The organism is Psychrobacter sp. TPE 89C (assembly GCF_055522395.1).
Map to the genome: position 1 here is coordinate 53,304 of NZ_JBVFXW010000006.1, position 20,767 is coordinate 74,070.

Genomic DNA, 20,767 nt, shown 5'->3' on the forward strand with positions numbered 1-20,767 from the left:
GGCTAGCGGCTTTTCTTAACACGCGTAAACGGATTGATCGTTTTGCTTTCTCCAGCTGGCATACTGCCATGAGGATCGGAGCCACGTGCAATCACAGGCAATAGCAATGTTTTATGCGGGTAATGTGAACTGTTCAATAGCTCATCACGGAGTATCTGACGCTGATCGTCATCAAAATCGATAGTCACCAAGGATTCCTCAATACTTATCATTGCCTCGTGCCACAGCGTATCTTCATTAATATGATAGTGCTCAACCAGTGACTCGATAATCGCCCGAATATTAACTAACAACCCTAATGACTGTAGATAAAATATCAGCGCTTGCGGCGTCTCGCGATATAGACGGTTTTTAAAATCTGGCGGGCTTAAATACTCAGGATCTGATATTTTATGGCGTGCCAGCCATGGTACATAGATACGTACGGAATCATGGTCACGTAGTAACAGACTCGTAAAACGATTGTCTTTTAATACGATGGCTATATTCTGCCCGTGCATCTCAGGCGCAAACCCTAGGCGTAGACAGCGCAGCATCGTTCCCAAAAACACATCACAAAGATTCTTAAAACGCACTATGGCAGCAGTTTTTTTATTCTGTGGCGCAACTTCTTGGATGCTGTCCTGGCTACTATTCTGGTTAGTACTATGAATGCCCTCCTGAACAATCCCGTCAAAAATGTGATGGCTGACACCCTGCTTGTAAACCAACATACCCAAGCTTGCCATGGGTAACAGTTGAATCGTATCGTCACACATATCTGCTGGTAATTGACGTAGCATCGCGCCTAGATGCGTGGGCTTTTCTTGATAGAAGTAAGGATTGATAGCGCTTTTATCATGCAAATGAGAGGGCGACATGTAACCCCACCACAGACGTTCATCCCATAACCGTAGCTGTGCTGATAGTACGGGGTCTAACGTTCTTGCCTGCATCAATATGGATTGGTTTTTTTCACCATTGATCAGCTTGAGGGCTGGCAAGTAGCGTTTTGAGTTCAGTGCGTACACACCTATAGGCAGCTTAATGCTATTTGGCGTATCAGCATCAATCAGCAAACTGCGCATGGATGAGCTGGCATAAGTGATGAGCGTATCAAACTTGAGGGCGACAACTGTGCCATTGGCAAGATCGTCGGTATACATGTCATCAATCACATGAGTCATTTGCCAAGGGTGTACGGGCATCGCAATGTGCGTCTCCGTAATACCTTTATCGTCTAGCTCTCGCATCAACTTCTGCTGCTGCGTAGTATCCAAAAGATATTTCGCTGGATTTTTCGTTGTTGTGTCTTGAACATGCTCTGCCACCATGACATGGCTGTTGGCGATGGCGACCCATACCAGTTTAATGGGCTGGTTAAACTCTGCCATATAACATTTGTATTCTGTTGCCGTAAAGCCCAACTTGCCTTTTGCCAGTGGATGAAACGGACGATCCATCAGTGAGGCCCACTGCTCCGCTGCAATCAAGGTTTGATGCCAATGCGGATTCTGACATACTGTAGTCGTGATGTTTGCCACTGCTGACTGTTGCTGCGCTATAAAAGAAGCCTCTAAGCTCTCTTTTAGCTTTAAGACACCGACGTCAGATAAGCTGTCACTGTCCATCATTGATAAAAAGATATCTAACAATTGCTGTGCTGACCTTACTGGCTCTAGCAAAGTGTTATCTACATAATGATTGTTATTGAGGATGCTATTAAGACTGTCATTGACACTGTGTATGATAGGCAAACAGGATTTAGATAGTCGCCATGGTGAAGTATAAGCAGGATCGACCAGTAGTAATAACTGTCTATTTTGGTCAACTTGCATCACCATTAATGGGTTGTCTTGGTCAAAAAAATCTTGATGCTGCTGTGGTAGTGATTCTAAAAATTGATGCGCGTCTTGAGCTTGGGTCGTCTGATGATTTGCCAAGTACTCATGGATGGTTGTCACTTGAATAAGGTGCTCATCCACCCACTGCTCTAATAGAAAGCACTCTACCAAATGGCTAATCAGCGACCATTGAATGGCCTCGATATCTGAATCAGGATTTGCATCAAGGTGGCTGTTTTGCGCAGAATTTTGTACAGGAAATAATGTATACATCGTCTTACCCCTGACTTTTAAACAGTGGGTTATTAATGTATTTAATCGGGAATGCCTTATCTCCGAATAATCGGCGCTTAGCCAATGACTCAATGCGCGTTTGTTCAGCGAATACATCAAACAAGTCAAAGCGTACTTGATGCTCTGGATGAGAGGTTTGATAGTCAGTTACGCAGTCAGCAACCTGTTGCCAAAACGCCACTTCAGCATAGTTATAATACGTCTGCATAAAAATCGCAATATCTGACAATGCCACAAAAAACAAGCAAGCAACCGTCATATCACGAATGCCATCTGTATCTTCGGTCTCGATGAATGAGCCTCTATTTAAGGCAGCATGAGCAGGTGGCAAGCTATAAAAGTCTGGACGCAAGTGTTGTTGAGTCAAATGCGTGGGTGAATAGCGAACCCCGTCATGCAAGTCTTTTAATAATATTTTTACGGGATAACCATCTTCATGTACCAAGACGATATTTTGCGCATGGCACTCTAATGCCACACCATAACCAAATAGGATATGTAACAAAGGGGTAACAGTGACCTTAATTAACTGCGCAATCCATGTCTCTACACCATATTTATCAAGCCAAGGTGCTATCAGATGCGAGCCATCAGCATTGATATAACTGACACCATTGAGCGGAAATGCTGTTTGACCTTCTGATAAATACTGGTTTACGTTTTCTCGCCAAATCGCAGCTAGCCCGCCATACATATTTGGATGCTGGTAGCCACGTGTGCGTAACGCCTCATGGTCGAGACTGACACCAACGGTCTCACCTAAAAACGCAATGGGTAATGCTTGGGCAGTCTTGTCATCTGCAATCAGTTGATTTAACCAAGTGGTGACAACAGCCGCATTCATCACGGTATGCTTTGCTAGTATTCGCGTGCTTGAGGTATTAATCAGATGCATACTCAGCTTTAAGTAGGCTTTATTATTACTGACGTCATTATCACCATTAACATAGTCATCAGCATTACCAAGCATCGTCAATGAGCGAATAGACTGCTGAGCGCGGTACTGATGACCTGTACTACCTAAGTAGATAATCTCTTGCGTGGCAATCAGTGGTTGTAACGCTTGAATTAAGGTATTTTGCCATTGCCAAGGGTGTGCAGGTATTAGGCAATAATCATTAGCTGTCTCATTTGTGATTGTAATTACTTCTGTGAGTTTGGCATTAAGTGCATCAAATTCATCAGCACCCACATAATCTTTCACCCATTCATTGATATCGATACCAGTAGTGGTATTGCTCACCAGTAGCTCTTTTTTGACCGCCAACCATACTACGTCGATGTTCTGATCAAATTCCGGCCCATAGTTATAGTTGTCTTGCAAATCAAAACCAATACGAGACTTAAAACACGGATGATAAGGATGCCCTGCCGTCAAATAGCCTTCGAGTTGCTCATAAGTGAGCGTATCAATAGGTACATGTATATTAGAAGTCAGTATCTGAGACTGTGTTTCATTCACTAAGGTATGACGCAGCTCTTTGATAAAGCTGTCTTTGAGTTCTGCACCCTCAATGTTGAGCAAGATATCACTGATTACGTGCTCAAGAATGGCGTCTTGGGCAACACCATTAACCACTCGCTGCACATTTAACTCATTCAAACGAATGATGTCAAAACTGTAATGAATATAGCCTTGCGCGGTATAACAGACATCACCATCTACTTTGATAACAAAATTCAGCAGAGTCTCACTATCAGCACTGTCATTAGCGGTGTTCGCACTTTCAGATTCAAAATCAATAATATTTTCATATAACAATGCTTGTAGCAATTGCTTAATCACCCGTTGCTCAGCGCGTGCTATGATTTTAGAATTAACAGGTGCTTGCCACGGTTTAGTTGCATAAGTGACATTTGCACTATTATTATTTTTGGTAGAGTTTGCTAGATGATTGGACATAGATATAAGCTTCCTGTCTGAAAATTGAATCAAGTAAAAGTATGAATTTAGATGCGTGTAAAGCGAATGATAATTATTTACGTTGATAAGTTAAAGTAAACCCTTATACGGGGTATTTGTTTATGGGGATCGTGGTAATTTGCACGCTGAAGGAATCGTGAATAATAAAATCACCGCGATGACCACCAGTATTTCTTGGATCGCGCTTGCCATGCCGTCACTACTACCTGCTGCCAATAACTGCGCACTTCGACTGCCTATATAAAGGGTCGACAGCGTGATAAATATGCTAGAGATGATGCGGCGACTGATGTTATTAAGTGCGGCTCCCTCAGTGACAGAGTCTTTGGGTAAGCTGCTAAACCCAACGGTAGTGGTTGGTAGGTATGCCAGACCCACTCCAACGCCTCGCATACTCATAATCAACATTAATAGCCAAAGCGTGGGCTGATACAAGCACCATGCCAGCATCAAAGTAGACAGCGCACTAATCGCAATTCCTACGATGCCAATCCCTCTGGCACCTTGCTTATCTACCATCTTGCCAGCGTAATGCGTGGTGATACTGGCCACGAGCGTCGCGACCATCAGGACAACACCCGTCCATAAAGCACTCTCGCCCATCACGTCTTGTATCAGCACGGGTAATAGCAAGAGACACAGCATCAAACCGACTGTTTGGCTAATGCTAATGATATTACTGTGCAAATAGGTCTTATTATTGAACAAGCGCACGTTTAATAATGGATGTTTCTGCCGCCGCTCATAGGCCCACCAAACCATCGCGGACAGTAAAAATCCGACAGACAATAAACCCAACGTGGCTATCTTTAATAAGCCGTCACTACTGAACAATCCACCAGTAAAATCTATTTTCAGCGTGCTCAGCCAAACCATCATCGCAAGCAGCCAAGTGAGTAAGCTGATAAACCCGATGATATCGAAAGGGCTTTTTTTGTCATGTGAGCGCATATCAGGTATTAGCCACCACACCATCGCCATGACCGCCACACTGAGTGGTAACGTAATGGCAAACAGTGTCCACCACGCAAACTGCTCAACCAAGTAAGAACCGACCAAAGGGCCAAACGCTAGCGACATCATAATAACAATGCCCCATATCGCCATTACTCTGCCGTGCTGCTGCTGCGGATAAATCTGATACAGCATACCAATAGACAGCGGGATAATCAGACCGCCACTCAGTCCTTGTATGGCTCTGGCAATGATAACAAAGCTCATACTATAGGCTAGCATGCCAATGACTGAGCCCAGCATAAATCCGAAAATTGCCGCCAAATAAACATGCTTAAAAGGGAACTTTTTGTTTAAGTAGCCGCTTAGCATAAGCCCTACACTCATGGCCAAGACATAAGCATTTAACACCCAGCCGCCCATCACGATATCGACATCAAACACCGACATAAAGACAGGAATCGCTGGATTAAGCGCACTATTACTAAAGCTGACCACCGTACCGCCGAGCAATAGTGTCAGTAATACCTGCTGTACTTGTTTTTTGCTCAAGCCATTACTACTACTCTTCGAGGCTTCGTTTATAGGCGACTCAGTTGTAGATGCCTTATTTATAGGGGCATTGCTCATTAAGCAGTGGCACCATAGAAATTCAGATACCCTCTAGATTCTAGAAACTCATCGCGATTGCAAAAATACAATGAGGCGGTTTTTTCTGGCATCTCAATCAGACGTTGTACGCGATAAGCGAAGCTATCAGCAATCCATTGATACACCTCAACCTTACTATCCGGCTCGACCACGATTTTTTTGGCCTCAGTATGCTCAAATATAAGCTTGGTAATCATCATGCCTGTTGGCTTAAGATAACCTTTACCCACTACTGCTGGATCGCCAAGCAAAATATGCCAGCCCATGTCCGTCTCTTTGGCTTTGTAATAATGAGATAACCGGTCACGAGCCGTTTCATAAATCTCTGTATAGCCAATCGGCTTATCATCACAAAGTATGAGGTAGAGACGCTGATGGTCATCGGCCAGCATTTTTTCAAAATGGGTTTTTAGCTGCGGCATCGGGAGATGTAGCTGCCATTGATCGACCACATGCTCAGCATGCATCCATTTATACAGCAATGGCATATCATCTGGGTATTTGACAGGTCTCAACGCAAACGTCTTTTGATAAGCTTCAATGCTAAACGTATCGGGTAGATTTTGGGTAATGGTCGGCATGACTTGCTCCTAGTTATTATTTTGTTAGATGGTTTTTATGAAATACGATGCTTATAAAACACTACGCGCCAAATTTTTGAAACACTTTTAAGGCATCAGTGTCGTAAGTCTGCTCACCTGTCAACTGATTGATAATGCATCCTGCTCGATAAGCACCCAGCCCCAAGTCTGGTGCGCCAACGCCATGAGTATGGACCTCTTGGTTTTGTACAAAAATCTTGCCATCAGTCGCATTATCTTTTTGATCCGTCAGCACATATTGCAGTGCATAGTCTCTATCAATGATTGGCTGCTCAAACGCATCGTGCGCGATGCTAGGCAGTAGCGTATTTAAGCACTCAGGCAGACCGTAACGATAGCCTGTACCAGCAATCACACAATCATACTCAGCAGTAAAATCTTGATTCTGCTCACGCTGTTTAACTACCAGTTTTATGGTGTCTGTCGGCTCTGGCGCTTCTAGCATTGTTGTCAGAGTAGCCTCAACCACTTCACAGTTAGACAGCAACGTCGAATACAAATCTTGATTGGTAATACTGCGCTCATAGAGGCGGTGGTAAATATCGCGTATGGTCTCAAAGCCCATGCCTTTATAGAGCAGGTCTTGCTTGGCAGTAACTTGTGGCTTGGTTGCTGAGTCTAAATCATAAAAGTAATCTGTATACGCTGGGCTAAAATGCTCCAAGCCTAATGGCGAATACTCCATGGGGAAAAACCCTGCCGAGCGAGTCATCCAATCTAACTGAAACTTAGGGTCGTCATTAGCACTATCATCGCCATCAAACTGCTGATCAAACAGCGTTCGATATACCTCTGCTGAAGATTGCCCAGATCCCAACACCAACACTTTTGTCAGTTTGCCTTCAGTCTTGGTGCTATTCAGATCAAGGCTACTAGCATTGAGGCTGTCCAAGTCAAAATTGTCTGCAAAATGGGCAGTGTGCATACAGCGGTTAGGCGCTTGTTTGGCAATGTTTTGCAACGATGGTGGTAGCGTGGCCTGCGTGCCCGTTCCTATAACTAAATTTTTAGCATGATAGGTGTTTTGTCTGCCTTGCTCAGAGACTGTCACTACAAACCCATCATTGGTGTCGTCAAACGCCACGTCTATCACTGCCGCATCAAAATTCAGACTATCCAGTTGCCCTGCTACCCACTGGCAATAGTGATTGTACTCTTTACGATAAATTTTAAACTCTTCTAAAAAGTAAAACTTGAGCAATCGGTGCTGAGTATGCAAATAATTCAAAAAAGAATACGGACTGGTTGGGTCTATCAATGTCACCAAGTCTGCCATAAAAGGCACTTGTAGTGTGGTGTTTGGCAATATCATGCCTTTATGCCAATTAAACTCAGCTTTTTGCTCAAAAAACTTGGCGGTTACGTCGGTCTTTGTCAGTAATGCCGCCAAACTTAGATTAAACGGCCCTACGCCAATACCAATAATGTCTAACACGGTCGCCCCTTAGTGATTTGGTAGTAGTGATTTGATAGTTACGTTAATTCTGATGCTAGTTCTTGTTGAACCCTAACTTCTATCCTGTGCTTATCTTTGCCGTCTCAATATGACGTGCTACGTCATCATAGGGTTTGGGATATCGACATAAATAGACTGGGTCTCAACAGGTGCGGTCAGCTCATCGAGTGCATAGAGTCTAGTGAGTAGATTGCCCTTGAACGGCAATGTAGGGCTACGCAACAACAAGTCAAATAACGAACGATGCGGGTATTGCTGCTCTAACGCTATTAGACATGCTTTAAACGTCGTAATTAATGTCTCCTCACTCACAAGCTGAGTACGAGCAATAGCAGTGATAAGACCAAATATACTGTTGCCAACTAAATAATAGGCAAATCTTGAGTCGGCAAAGTCTTCTGGAATGACACACTCTCCTTCGCTAATCAGCTCGGGATAAGCGTCAATGAGCGGCGTGGCATACTCAGCAATATAGCCAAAGCCTTGATTGTCTCTGGCCCAAAACTTAGTAGGATAGCCGTCTTTTAGCTCGATCAGACTGTTTTGCTGATGTACCTCAAACCCAATACCATGCTGATAATACATATGAACCAGCGGTATAAAACCAACTTGTAAATAAGTGTCAAACCACTGGACAGCCACCTGTTCTAAAGGTTCATCTGTCCGTTTATGGATGGACTTAAACAGTGTCTCTAAGCGATTGGTGAGACGGGTTGGATGGTCTTGGCTTAAGCTGGCAAGATTGGTGACTTGCGTATCCTCTGTAAAAGGGTTGTCACGTAAGATACAAATGGTCTCATCAATGATTTTGCCGTCGACACGTAAGGCAATCCAAGCAGGATCATTCAATACCGCAATCGTAGGATACTCGGTCTTGAGCTGAGTACCATAGTCGCTACGCCAGATTCGGCAGGCATGCATCCCGCGCTTGCATTCTTTGGGCAGGTTAATCCGCACCGAATTGGTAATCGCTACAGACAACGACAATTTAAACATCCAAGGTGCATCAAAGGCCGCTAGCGTGCGTACTGATGTAGTCGGATGCAGATACCAACCGAGCTCACCCAAGTCGAACAATTGACCTTTTTCTAGCAGCTTTTGATACCACGGCTGCTGCTGCAAAAACCTTGCTTGCCAAGGGTGCAATGGCAACAGCTTATAGTCAGGATGCTCATCCACAAGTTGCTGCTGATAGCCACTCATATCAGCTTGTACCTTTGATTTGAGCGCTGTGGTAATACTCTCGCCATCTACGAATTCTTCTGTAATGCAGCCAGGATGCACTAGCCAGTAATGCAGCTGGGTTTTGCTACTGGTCTCGGGCGCATACTTCGCCCATTCGGCACCATAAAAGCCGGCACGGCCTTTGGGTGTAGGATGCATGGCATGACCGTAAATAAGGTTTTGTTCGGTCTGAATAAAGTCTTGTTGATAGTCAACGATGTCATCAATCTCATCATTGCGATGCTCTAAAATAATCTGCAGCCCCTCATAACTCTCAATCCAGCGCTTTAATACGCCATTGGCATCTAGCGTCGCTTTGTCTTTATAACGATGCACGATGTCTTCAATAATCAAAGACGCTAGGCTCATAGCAGAGGATTTTATCCATCGGCTGTTTTGCAAAGGGTCGTCCAGTTGCGTGTCTAGTTTCGAGTCTAATCGTATGCTTACCTGCTTATTCAATATAAGCGGCGTGCCCGCCAAACGATGCTGACCCAATTGGCTCACTCTGTCGACAGGAACGACCATTACCGTGTTCGAAGGCAATAGCATTAGCACTAATAGAAGCTTATTTTGTGAGGCCTGCTTCTGTATATCATCCTGCTGCTCTACGGCAATAATATCGCCGCGCCCAGTCTCAAAACAGTAAGCATTAATTAGATTTTGTAGTGTAAGTCGATCAAGCGTTTTATGCTGCATCATGTTATTTTTTCCCATCAACGTTCAGGTTGTCAGAATTGAGTCGGTTAAAACCAGCAATAGCCATCTGCTCAATGATGTCTGCAATATCATTGATTTGGGTATTGGGATTTAGAATGGTGAATTTAAGGCAAAGGCGCTGCTCAAACTGGGTGGTGGCCACATTGGCAATGTTATTGACCAATAATTCTTGTGCGATGTGGCGATTAAGCTGTGCGAGTTGCTCATCAGATAGCGCGGTATCTTTGGGTGTAAAGTAAAACAAAACACTGCTGATGATGGGCTCATGTACGAGTACAAAATTTTCATTTGCATCAATCAGCTGTGCCGCCTGCTTAGCAGTATCCAGACAGCTATCAATCAAGGCTGCATAGCCATCCGTTCCCAGTAAGTCCAGCGCCATCCACAGCTTTAAGGCATCGAAACGGCGTGTGGTCTGTAAAGAGTACGTGACTAAATTTAAGATATTGTCCTGTTCGTCATCAGCAGAGTTTAAATACTCACTATGATGGCGAATACTCTCGAAATTTTGATTATCTCGTAAGAGAAAAGCACCACAGCTGATCGGTAAGAAGAAATGCTTGTGAAAATCTAAGGTGATAGAATCAGCTTGATTCAGCCCCTCAATCAAGTGTCGATAGCGTTGTGATAGTAGCAATGCCCCGCCCCATGCTGCATCGACATGTAGCCATATCTGTGCATCACGGCAAATTTTTCCGATAGACATTAGAGGATCAATTGCACCCAAGTCGGTGGTGCCAGCCGTTGCGATGATGGCCATTACATTGTCAGCACCCAGCTTATCTATCTGATGTTGTAAATCAGACATTAACATGGCACCTGATGCATCAGTCGCTACTTTAATGACAGATTTTTGACCCAAACCCAATAGCGCCGCGTTTTTTTCGATAGAAAAGTGCGCTTGGTCTGAGCACAGGATGTTGCCAACAGGCTGACCCATCAGGCCATCCTTTTGCACATCAAAGCCCTTAGCTTTATAGAATTGATTGCGTGCCAGCAGTAGACCCATCAGATTACTTTGCGTACCACCACTGGTAAAGACACCACCAGCGTTATGGCCTATCTGTTCATCAAAGAAGGCATCAGAGATGTCACCAAACTGACAACGTTGACACAGCCAATGGATTAAGTCTTTTTCGATATAGGTCGCTGCTGGGCTTTGGTTCCACGAGTCCATACTTTGGTTAGTAGCCGCGATAATCATCTCAGAAATCTGACCGATGACCAGTGTGGGCGGATGTAAGTGGGCTAAGCAATTCGCATTGGCCGTCGATACACAACTGGGTAAAAACTTGTTTTGAATATCAGCGAGTATCGTGTCGATGTCTCGGCCTTGCTCACGGATGCTAAAGGTATTGGTCGCTTGCACTTGTTGCGGTGTGCCGCCCAAATACACATTATTGTCGTCTAGCCACTGTTTGATAACAGCGCTGGTTTTTTGCATATGCGCGACATATTGCTCACTGGTTTGCTGATTTAATAAATGCAAAATGTCCTCACTTGTTTATTCTACGATTGTATAAATCGCAAATAAGTGACTTATTATTAGAGTCGTTATTAGAGTTGTTGTCAGGGTTTTTTATAAATGTGTGAATCATGCTAAGGCGCTGGCAAGACTATTGATTGTCTTCTAGCGCCATATCAAGCCTTTGCAAGACTTGCTGCAGCTCATCTTTGGTTATATTGAGGGGCGGCAATAATCGCAGTACGGTGCCACCGCGCCCGCCCTTTTCAATCACCAATCCATGCTTAAAACACGATTGCTGAATTTTGGCGGCCACATCGCTGTCTGCTGGATAGCTACCGTCATTTTGCTTAGGTAGGCTGGAATTGACAATCTCTATGCCAATCATGAGACCACGCCCTCTGACTTGACCCATTTTTGGATAGCGCTGTTGGCGTATTTTTAGCTGCGCTATAAACCACGCGCCTATTTCTAAAACATAATCAGCAACGTTATTGTCTTTTAAGTAATTGAGGGTGGCAAGGCCAGTCGCCATGGCCAATTGATTGCCTCTAAACGTGCCAGAATGATTGCCCGCCTGCCATACATCGTATTGTTTTTTGATACCCAATACCGCAAGTGGCAGCCCACCACCGATTGCTTTTGACATCACAATCATATCGGGATCAATATCAGCATATTGATAGGCGAACCAACGTCCGGTACGGCAAAACCCTGTTTGTACTTCATCGATGATCAGCATGATGCCCAGCTCTTTTGTCACTCGGCGCACATGCTTCAGCCACTCTATTGGCGCAGGATTGACACCGCCTTCCCCTTGTATGACTTCTAAAATGACCGCGGCTGGTTTCACTACACCGCTCTCTACATCTTTTAGGAAGTTTTCAAAATAGCTCATATGGGCTTGGATGCTTTGCTCAAAAGGTAAGCCAAACGCGCAGCGATACATATTTGGATAAGGCAAGAATTGCACCGAGCTCATCAGGCCTTCGATACCTTGTTTAGGTGCCAAGTTCCCTGTCACCGCTAGCGCGCCATGTGTCATACCATGATAGCCACCGCTAAAACTAACCACACCTGAACGACCCGTGACTTGTTTGGCCAATTTAATCGCCGCTTCTACTGCATCAGCGCCTGTCGGCCCGCAAAACTGCAAGCAATACTCATCGCTATTGGTCGCAAGTAACTTGTACATGAACTCGCTAAATTTATCTTTTAACGGTGTGGTGATATCCAATGTATGCATCGGTAGATTGCTATCCAATAGCGCTTTGATGCTTTCTATGACTACGGGATGATTGTGTCCAAGTGCCAGCGTGCCAGCGCCTGATAGGCAGTCGATATACTCATTACCTTCCACATCGGTAATCCATGCGCCTTTGGCTGATTGAATCGCAAAGGGTAGCTTACGTGGATAACTACGAACCTTTGATTCAAATTTTTCTTGACGGTGTAAGTAGCATTCGTTATCAAGTGGTTTGTCTAAAAGGATCGTGTCCATAGCTTTAGCCTTGTTATTGTCAGTCGTCTTGGATAAACATTCAAAAGTAAGTGTTGACGCTTACTTCTTAAAATACTGCTTATTTTTATTGAATAAAAATGTAAATGATAATCATTATTATTAATGAGGCGTAGTATCTACCTCTGATTATTTTCTGTCAACCCCTACTTATTGGTTTTTTCGATATGCTAGGGTTTATCTTCATTTCAAAAATGGAGATAAAAATAAGATAAATGGCCGTCAAACGAGAAAAAATTAGTGCGAATATTGAATTGATAAACGAAAAAAAAGCACAGAAGATATTCTGTGCTTTTTTGTTATACCTGCCTGCTATCTAATGCCTACTAACTACTAACGGATGCAGTAGTCTAACTATTAAACCCAACCATCTTCCAATAGATGCTCAGTATTACTAATTTTAAAACCGTTGCATAAGTCATAAAACGTCATCGGATCTTCAATATTTTCGAGCAATTCTCGTTTATGCAGCGCCACAAATAACGCTAACGCATACGCCGCACTATGGATGGACTTTTTAGGATTAAAAGTGATATCAGTGAACCCTTGATATTGAATCACTTCCTCATGTAGCTGAGGGTTTTGCTTTAGAGCATTCACGTACAGCCAGTCATAAAACGTCGTTAACGGCTCTACGCCCCACTCCATACCAAAGTAATTATAGCCAATGAGTTCACCTGAGGTCGTGAGTCGCTCATCTTTGCGGGCTTGTCTTGGCGCTACTGTCAGTAAATCAAGATAAGGACCACCATCTTCAAAGATCATGCTGGCTTGAAAGGCATTTTCGACACTATATGGATTGCCATCATGCTCATCCGTAATCTGTAAGCTGAAAGGGCTTAGCGGAAAACTTAGCTTATTACCAGACTTGCTAGAGAGCTCAAGTACCTGCTTAAATCCATACTTTTTGCGAATGACTTGTTGTAGGTCATTGATGGATTTTTTCTTTTGTCTGGTTGCAAACCCCACATGTCGCTCAAACATAACCATGTCTGTTTTTACCAAATTGTCACTGTTGACTTTGGGCATGAATACGGGTCTTTGTTCTATAGTATTTGGTGCGTCTTCCATAGTGATGTGCCTTAATATCAATGGTCTTGTATAAAGTGTGCTTTCATCATTAATCTAGCAAAAATGCTTATGACAGTTAATTCTGTCACTGCTATCAACGTTCTTTATTATTGGGGTTTTACTTTCTAGTAATAAAATATCGCTGCTCAATCTGAAATGCGCTGAACCGAGTCAACGCTCGCGGAGGCAGTTTATCTTATTCTTAGTCATTTATCCTACCCTATTTCAAGGTTATTGATAACCTTACTGAGTTTTTTGCATCAATGCTTTGCATGGTGTAAACATAAGCAGTGTATTTGACCTATATTCGTCTTACTTTATCCTAAATGCATTGAATAACTGCGATAATCTCCGCATAATATGCATTGAATAGCATTGTTAATCACCGCATTTATGAGAAAGTTATGAAATATGTGACATACAACCATGAGCGATCAGATTGGACACAGTGGCACTGGTCAGATAAACAGTTGCTGCCATTGGTTAGCCGTGTGCGTATATTACAAGGCCATCTGCTCGGGCAGCTATCAACACTAGGGTTTGACTTAAACGTTGAAGCACAGTTGGATGCGGTGACGCTTGAAGTGGTTAAAACGTCTGAGATTGAAGGTGAAACGCTGAATAATGAGCAGGTACGCTCCTCTGTCGCGCGTCACTTGGGTATAGATACTAGTGACATGCCAGCGGCGACGCGTGAGATTGATGCGATCGTTGAGATGATGCTTGCCGCTACCTATGGCTATCAATCACCGCTGACCCTGACTGATTTGCTAGGATGGCATCACGCTTTGTTCCCAACAGGATATAGCGGTCTGTACCGTATTAACATGGGAGAAATCCGTGATGACAGTAAAGGCCCTATGCAAGTGGTATCTGGCGGCTATGGGCGCGAACAGATTCATTTTGTGGCGCCAAGTGCGGATAGACTGCCTATAGAGTTAGAGCGTTTCTTGTTATGGTTCAATACAGCGGCAGATGCGCAAGACGACTTAGATCTGGTTATCAAAGCCGGTATCGCTCATTTATGGTTTGTCACCTTGCACCCTTTCGATGATGGCAATGGCCGTTTAACTCGTGCCATCACTGAGCGGGTGCTGGCGCAAAGTGATAATAGTCAGCAGCGATTCTATAGTATGTCGGCTCAAATACTCAAGCAGCGCAATGACTATTATAAAATACTAGAGCGCACACAAAAAGGCGACTCGGATGTGACTGAGTGGCTAATTTGGTTTCTACAGACGCTAGAGCAAGCACTTCTATCTGCTCAGACCACAACCAATAAGATTATCAACAAAGCAAAATTTTGGCAGACGCATCGTCAACAAGCTCTAAACACTAGACAGGTAACTATGCTCAATACCTTACTAACGAGTTTTTATGGCAAGCTGACCACCAAAAAATGGGCAACGATAACCAAGTGTTCAGCTGATACTGCATTAAGAGATATTAATGATTTGGTAGAAAAAGGTATGTTAAAAAAATCTGATGCCTCAGGACGTAGTACGAGTTATGAAATCATGCTGTGAATTTAGAATATTAATAAACAAGTATCTAAGGACGCTTCACAATTTGAGAAACGTTCAATTAGGGAGGATCCAGAGTATCAAGGATCGCGGGATATTATTAGTGGTTCCATTATAGCAGTCTGTTTTAAGTAGTCTGTTAATAGGTTTAAGGGCTAAAATAGCTGGTTCCCTTGGGTTATACTTTTTAAGATTCCAACAGCTTATAGAAATGTTTGATACTGATCATGATGTCATTTAGGCTTACAGCTTCATTCTCAGCATGTGAATACTCAAATCCATTTTTTAATAATATTTTTTCTGAGGCAGGATTGGTTTCTGAAACTACAGCATTAATCTGCTTTATACCTATCTGTATTGCAATAGCTATAATTTTTTTGACTGCAAGAGTAGCAATACCTTTTCCAACTGCTGATTGGCAAATGCGATAGCCCAAGTTAGCTTTACTGCTTCTAATATCGCGTAAGTTAATACGTCCAACCAATTTATCCTGTTGATATATCACATAGAAGGCAATGTCGCCCTTCGCTTGCTCTTGTAGGATATCGTTTTGAGTACATATAAAACTGTTATAATTTCGATAACTATCAGGTCTTTCGCCAACTGTTTGTGTAAAGTAATTCCAATTATACTGTTCAAATTTGAACAAATCCTGATATGCATTTTTTGATAGAGGTATTATTTTGATATCCATAATGTTATCCATTGAAGATTTTTTAGCTTGTTAGACTTTATGATAAATCATCCTAAGCATTAAAAAGTCAATTATTTAGAGGGCTTTTTTTAATGAATCTGCCCTAAAAACACCCAGAGCAACTATATGTTGAAAAATGATACTCTATCAATTGAAGAGTGACTTTCTTATTACACTTTCACAAATTTCTGTTGCCTACAAATATTATAAACAGTGAATAGACCTCATGAAAGAGACTGAGTTAACAAATCATTTATTTATTAGGACATACGACAGCCAACTGGAAGGTCATACTCATGATTACCATCAAATTCTCATGCCATTGGTGGGTGAGATTAGAATGATAATTGATAATCAGGCTATTAACGTCTCTTATGCGGAAGCATTAGTCATTAGAAAAGGGACTTATCATCAATTTCAGGCAAGAGAAGACTTTCGATTTTTAGTCGCAAATGTAGAAAACATTGAATTTTTACAACTGTCCTCAAGTGAGATCCATTTTGCAATGGATGAAAAAACGTTGTTATATATATCTTTCGTTGAAAAGCAATTGATCTCTGCTCATAACAAAAAAATAGAAGGGATGATGTTTGATTTATTAAAAGAGCTTCTTGGAGCCATTAAAATGAGTAAGCGATTGGATACTCGTTTAACTGCAGTCGTTCATACTTTAAAAAGTAATATTGCCACCAATCATACGGTGAAATCACTTGCTGAGATCGCCTGTCTCAGTGAGAGTCAGTTCAAAGTCTTATTTAAGGAACATCTTGGCTGTACCCCTAACGCCTATATTACCGACCTTCGCATGCAAGCTGCTCTTGGTCTCATCCTAAATACCGATACACCTATTACGATTGTGGCTGAGAAGTGCGGTTACGATAACGTGTCTGCCTTTATACGTCGTTTCTCTACTGTCTATCATCAGACTCCTTATAGGCTTCGCTGTCACAATCAGAATATGAAGCACCCAACAATCAGCTAATCAGCACATATTTCAATCTGTTCCGACAAACCTTTGAGCATCAATTTCATTACCATAGCCACATGATATAAATGTACGCTAGGTAAGGAAGTGCAATTGAATATTCACACTCGGTCAAAGCAAGATATTGTAAATCTTGCTGCACCTATAGGCTTTTTGGCAATATGGAGTGGCGGTGCCATCTTTGCAAAAGTTGGTTTGCAATATACAGACTCTTGGAGCTTTTTATTTTTAAGATCAGCAATCGCTTTGTCACTGCTACTAGCCATATATCTAAAATCTACTCATAAAAAAATAGACATTACTGAGCTTAAGAAGGATCAGGTCAAGGGCGTTATATTTTCAGGTCTATTGCTGCAAGTATTCTATTTAACCTTTTATTTCTCAGCTATCAATACGGGGCTATCCCTTGGCATCATTATACTTGTGCTTGGTATACAGCCGATTATAACGTCACTATTAAGTGGAAACACGGTTAGCGTTAAAAACGTCATACTATTAGCGATTTGTTTTTCAGGCTTGGTGCTATCTACATTAGGCTATCATAGCGTCGATAAAATCAATGTATCAGGTATCGTACTTTCTGTACTGGCGTTGCTATCCATCACGTTTGGTACTATCGCTCAAGCTAAGGTTAAAACGCCGCTTATTTTAACCTTATTGATCCAGACTATTTTTTCATTCTTGATATTCTCGGCTGTGATTGTTTATCAAGGATTGTCTTTTGAAGTCAATACTTGCTCTTTGCTGTCATTGGTATGGATGGGCGCAGTCGTTTCTGTAGGAGCTTATTTACTATTGATGCTTATGCTCAAATATAGCTCCGCAGACAAAGTAAGCACCTTATTCTTTTTGTTGCCTCTACTGACGATGATCTTGGAAAGTCTGATTTTTGATACTACTTTGAGTGTATTAACTATTTTTGGTGTCCTATTGGTCTGTGCAAGTTTGTTCATTTATCAGATTCAAAAATCCCCATAAGACAACTAATTAATAGTTATGAGGCAGATTAGTATCGAATATTAGATCATAAATAATTAAACCTATTCTTAAAATAGCTCACTACATGTACACAACGAAGTACACAGCCAAAGATTCAAATCTTCACTAGGGTACCGACCTTGTTTCCATGAGATAAGTTATCGGTAATATCCTCCTTTGTTATCTACAACTCCTCTCATTTCAACCTTCCGCACCCTTACTTCGTCATCACAACACGGTTCAAGAGTAATGTTTTGAAAGTATTATAGAAATACGCTTGACCTTACCATGATGTCAACCTATATGCTGTCGCTATAGATTTGGAAATAAGATTAAAAATATAGTTAAAAACGACAGAGGTTGTTATGAAAACAAAAAATACTAAAGCCCCTACTTATCATGAAGTGCTGAGCATTGAAGGCATGAGTTGCGCCTCGTGTGTCGGGCGTATCGAAAAACAATTAAAAAATATTGAGCATGTTGAAAATGCCGAGGTAAATCTTGCCACTGAACAGGCGACTGTTTACTCATCTCAGCCTTTAGATGTTGCCCAGTTAAACAAAGCGGTAGAGCGCGCAGGCTATAAGGTGACTGAAACCAAGCCTATCGAGCTATCTATAGAAGGCATGAGTTGTGCTTCTTGCGTTGGACGAGTAGAAAAATCTTTGGCCAAAGTCGCTGGCGTGCAACAAGCCACGGTCAACCTTGCGACTGAACGCGCTTGGATTAAAGGCGATGCGCAAATACAAACGAGCGACTTAATTGAGGCCGTTAAAAAAGCGGGCTACGAGGCCAAACTGGTAGAACAAGACCAAAGTGATCGACAAGATAAAAAAGCCTCAGAGCAAAATCAGCTTAAACGAGATTTAGGACTTTCTGCGCTGTTGTCACTGCCCGTATTCATTCTAGCAATGGGCTCGCATATGATTCCCGCCTTTCATATGTGGGTGGTGAATAACCTAGGCACTCAGCAAAGTTGGTTGATACAGTTTGTTTTGACCACATTGGTACTACTCTTTCCAGGCCGACGCTTTTATCAAAAAGGCGTGCCAGCCTTATTGCGTTTTGCGCCAGATATGAATTCGCTAGTGGCGATTGGTACTATCGCAGCATATGGCTTTTCTCTAATAGCGACCTTTATCCCGCAAGCGTTACCTGAAGGCACGGTGCACGTTTATTACGAAGCCGCTGCCATGATTGTGAGCTTGATTTTATTAGGTCGTTATTTTGAAGCAAAGGCCAAAGGGCGTACTTCTCAAGCCATTCAGCATTTAGTAGGCATGCAGGCAAAGACGGCCCGTGTACAGCAAGATGGCAAAGTCATTGAAGTCCCTGTAGAAAACGTCACCGCACAAATGATAGTTGAGATTCGTCCAGGCGAGCGTGTGCCTATCGATGGCGAAGTCGTTGACGGTCATAGTTATATTGACGAATCGATGATTACTGGCGAACCTGTTCCTGTAAAAAAACAAGCAGGCGATCAAGTGGTCGGCGGTACTATCAATCAAAACGGCACTGTAAATATTCGAGCCACGGCCATCGGTGAAGATTCTGTGTTGGCACAAATCATTCGTATGGTAGAACAAGCCCAAGGCTCTAAATTACCGATTCAAGCATTGGTGGATAAAGTCACTATGTGGTTTGTACCAGCGGTGATGTTTTTATCAGCATTAACCTTTATAGTTTGGTTGATTTTTGGCCCTGACCCTGCCTTGACCTTTGGCTTAATCAATGCGGTTGCCGTGCTCATTGTAGCCTGCCCTTGTGCAATGGGATTGGCCACTCCCACCTCTATTATGGTCGGTACGGGTCGTGGTGCAGAGTTAGGTGTATTATTCCGTAAAGGTGAAGCGCTACAAATGCTTCAGGATGTGAGCGTGGTTGCCGTTGATAAAACAGGCACATTGACTGAAGGCAAACCTACCTTAACGGATTTTCAAGTCCAACAAGGGTTTGAGAAAGAACAAGTCCTACGTATGGTGGCATCGGTTGAAGCAAAATCTGAGCATCCCATTGCCTTAGCCATTGTACAAGCCGCAGAAGAACAGAATATTCAACTGCTACCTATCACTGACTTTGAGGCGATGACAGGTTTAGGTATTCAAGCAAACGTGGCAGGCCAAGTGATTCACATTGGCGCAGATCGTTACATGCAGCAATTGGGGCTTGATGTTGCGCCTTTTGAACAAGATGCGCTACGTTTGGGGCAAGAAGGTAAAACCCCACTCTATGTATCTATTGACCAGCAGTTGGCCGCTATCATCGCCGTTGCAGATCCTATTAAAGAGACGACTCATGCCGCCATTGCCGCACTACATCAGTTAGGCTTAAAAGTGGCCATGATTACAGGTGATAATCGCCATACCGCCCAAGCGATTGCCGCAAAATTAAATATCGATCAGGTAGTGGCAGAAGTATTACCCGAAGGAAAAGTGGATGCAGTACGCCAGTTGCAAGAACAATATGGCCGAGTGGCATTTGTTGGTGACGGTATCAATGATGCCCCTGCATTGGCTCAATCCGATGTTGGATTGGCCATTGGTACAGGCACAGACGTTGCGATTGAGGCGGCTGAAGTGGTGCTAATGTCAGGTAGTCTGCAAGGTGTACCTACTGCGATTGCCTTGAGTAAAGCAACTATCAGTAATATCAGACAAAATCTGGCTTGGGCATTTATTTATAATGTTGCTTTGATTCCGATTGCCGCAGGTGTCTTGTATCCCGCATTTGGTATTCTGCTTTCACCCATTTTTGCGGCAGGCGCCATGGCACTGTCTTCTGTTTTTGTCTTAGGCAATGCATTACGCCTCAAGTACTTTAAAGTATAGTCAGCGAACTACTAAACCGCTACAGAGTGAATATAGAATCGTAAAGGATATCCATA

General features: G+C 42.9%; 14 protein-coding genes. 4 read left to right on the forward strand and 10 right to left on the reverse strand.

Features of this window, described 5'->3' with window-relative positions:
- Nucleotides 1–2: 2 nt before the first annotated feature.
- The 9 genes from ACZW67_RS03480 to ACZW67_RS03520 form a co-directional block, all read right to left on the reverse strand.
- Nucleotides 3–2,096: an IucA/IucC family protein gene (locus ACZW67_RS03480; protein ID WP_465182168.1), complete on the reverse strand. Its 2,094-nt coding sequence runs from the start codon at nt 2,094–2,096 to the stop codon at nt 3–5.
- 4 nt (nt 2,097–2,100) lie between these two features.
- Nucleotides 2,101–4,020 (reverse strand): IucA/IucC family protein, encoded by a 1,920-nt coding sequence (locus ACZW67_RS03485; protein WP_465182169.1) that lies wholly within the window; start codon nt 4,018–4,020, stop codon nt 2,101–2,103.
- A gap of 120 nt (nt 4,021–4,140) precedes the next feature.
- A complete protein-coding gene (locus tag ACZW67_RS03490; protein WP_465182170.1) occupies nt 4,141–5,625 on the reverse strand; it encodes an MFS transporter in 1,485 nt (494 codons plus the stop codon).
- A complete protein-coding gene (locus ACZW67_RS03495) occupies nt 5,625–6,227 on the reverse strand; it encodes a GNAT family N-acetyltransferase (protein WP_465182171.1) in 603 nt (200 codons plus the stop codon). Before ACZW67_RS03495 ends, ACZW67_RS03490 begins: the two co-directional genes overlap by 1 nt.
- Nucleotides 6,228–6,288: 61 nt before the next feature.
- Entirely contained in the window at nt 6,289–7,683 is a 1,395-nt protein-coding gene (locus ACZW67_RS03500; protein WP_465182172.1) for a lysine N(6)-hydroxylase/L-ornithine N(5)-oxygenase family protein, read from the reverse strand.
- A gap of 117 nt (nt 7,684–7,800) precedes the next feature.
- Complete coding sequence (locus ACZW67_RS03505; RefSeq protein ID WP_465182173.1) at nt 7,801–9,630, reverse strand: IucA/IucC family protein; 1,830 nt, start codon at nt 9,628–9,630, stop codon at nt 7,801–7,803.
- A gap of 1 nt (nt 9,631) precedes the next feature.
- On the reverse strand, nt 9,632–11,137 hold the full coding sequence (locus ACZW67_RS03510) for a pyridoxal phosphate-dependent decarboxylase family protein (RefSeq protein ID WP_465182174.1): 1,506 nt from the start codon (nt 11,135–11,137) through the stop codon (nt 9,632–9,634).
- A gap of 127 nt (nt 11,138–11,264) precedes the next feature.
- The gene (locus ACZW67_RS03515) at nt 11,265–12,614 is read right to left on the reverse strand and encodes a diaminobutyrate--2-oxoglutarate transaminase family protein (protein WP_465182175.1); all 1,350 of its coding nucleotides are present in this window, start codon (nt 12,612–12,614) and stop codon (nt 11,265–11,267) included.
- 375 nt (nt 12,615–12,989) lie between these two features.
- Nucleotides 12,990–13,703, reverse strand: coding sequence for a DarT1-associated NADAR antitoxin family protein (locus ACZW67_RS03520; protein ID WP_465182176.1), 714 nt, complete (start codon nt 13,701–13,703; stop codon nt 12,990–12,992).
- 404 nt (nt 13,704–14,107) lie between these two features.
- Between ACZW67_RS03520 and ACZW67_RS03525 the strand changes: the two genes are divergently transcribed.
- Complete coding sequence (locus tag ACZW67_RS03525) at nt 14,108–15,229, forward strand: Fic family protein (protein ID WP_465182177.1); 1,122 nt, start codon at nt 14,108–14,110, stop codon at nt 15,227–15,229.
- Between the two features lie 184 nt (nt 15,230–15,413).
- Here ACZW67_RS03525 and ACZW67_RS03530 read toward each other — a convergent pair whose 3' ends face one another.
- Nucleotides 15,414–15,920, reverse strand: a complete 507-nt coding sequence (locus tag ACZW67_RS03530) for a GNAT family N-acetyltransferase (RefSeq protein WP_465182178.1) — start codon at nt 15,918–15,920, stop codon at nt 15,414–15,416.
- Nucleotides 15,921–16,146: 226 nt separating this feature from the next.
- Here ACZW67_RS03530 and ACZW67_RS03535 point away from each other — a divergent pair, with 226 nt between their 5' ends.
- From ACZW67_RS03535 to ACZW67_RS03545, 3 genes are all read left to right on the forward strand, one after another.
- Nucleotides 16,147–16,902 carry a helix-turn-helix domain-containing protein gene (locus ACZW67_RS03535; RefSeq protein ID WP_465182179.1) on the forward strand — a complete coding sequence of 252 codons (756 nt, stop codon included), beginning with the start codon at nt 16,147–16,149 and terminating at the stop codon, nt 16,900–16,902.
- 96 nt (nt 16,903–16,998) lie between these two features.
- Nucleotides 16,999–17,883, forward strand: a complete 885-nt coding sequence (locus tag ACZW67_RS03540; RefSeq protein ID WP_465182180.1) for a DMT family transporter — start codon at nt 16,999–17,001, stop codon at nt 17,881–17,883.
- Nucleotides 17,884–18,248: 365 nt separating this feature from the next.
- On the forward strand, nt 18,249–20,711 hold the full coding sequence (locus tag ACZW67_RS03545; protein WP_465182181.1) for a heavy metal translocating P-type ATPase: 2,463 nt from the start codon (nt 18,249–18,251) through the stop codon (nt 20,709–20,711).
- The last annotated feature ends 56 nt before the right edge of the window (nt 20,712–20,767 follow it).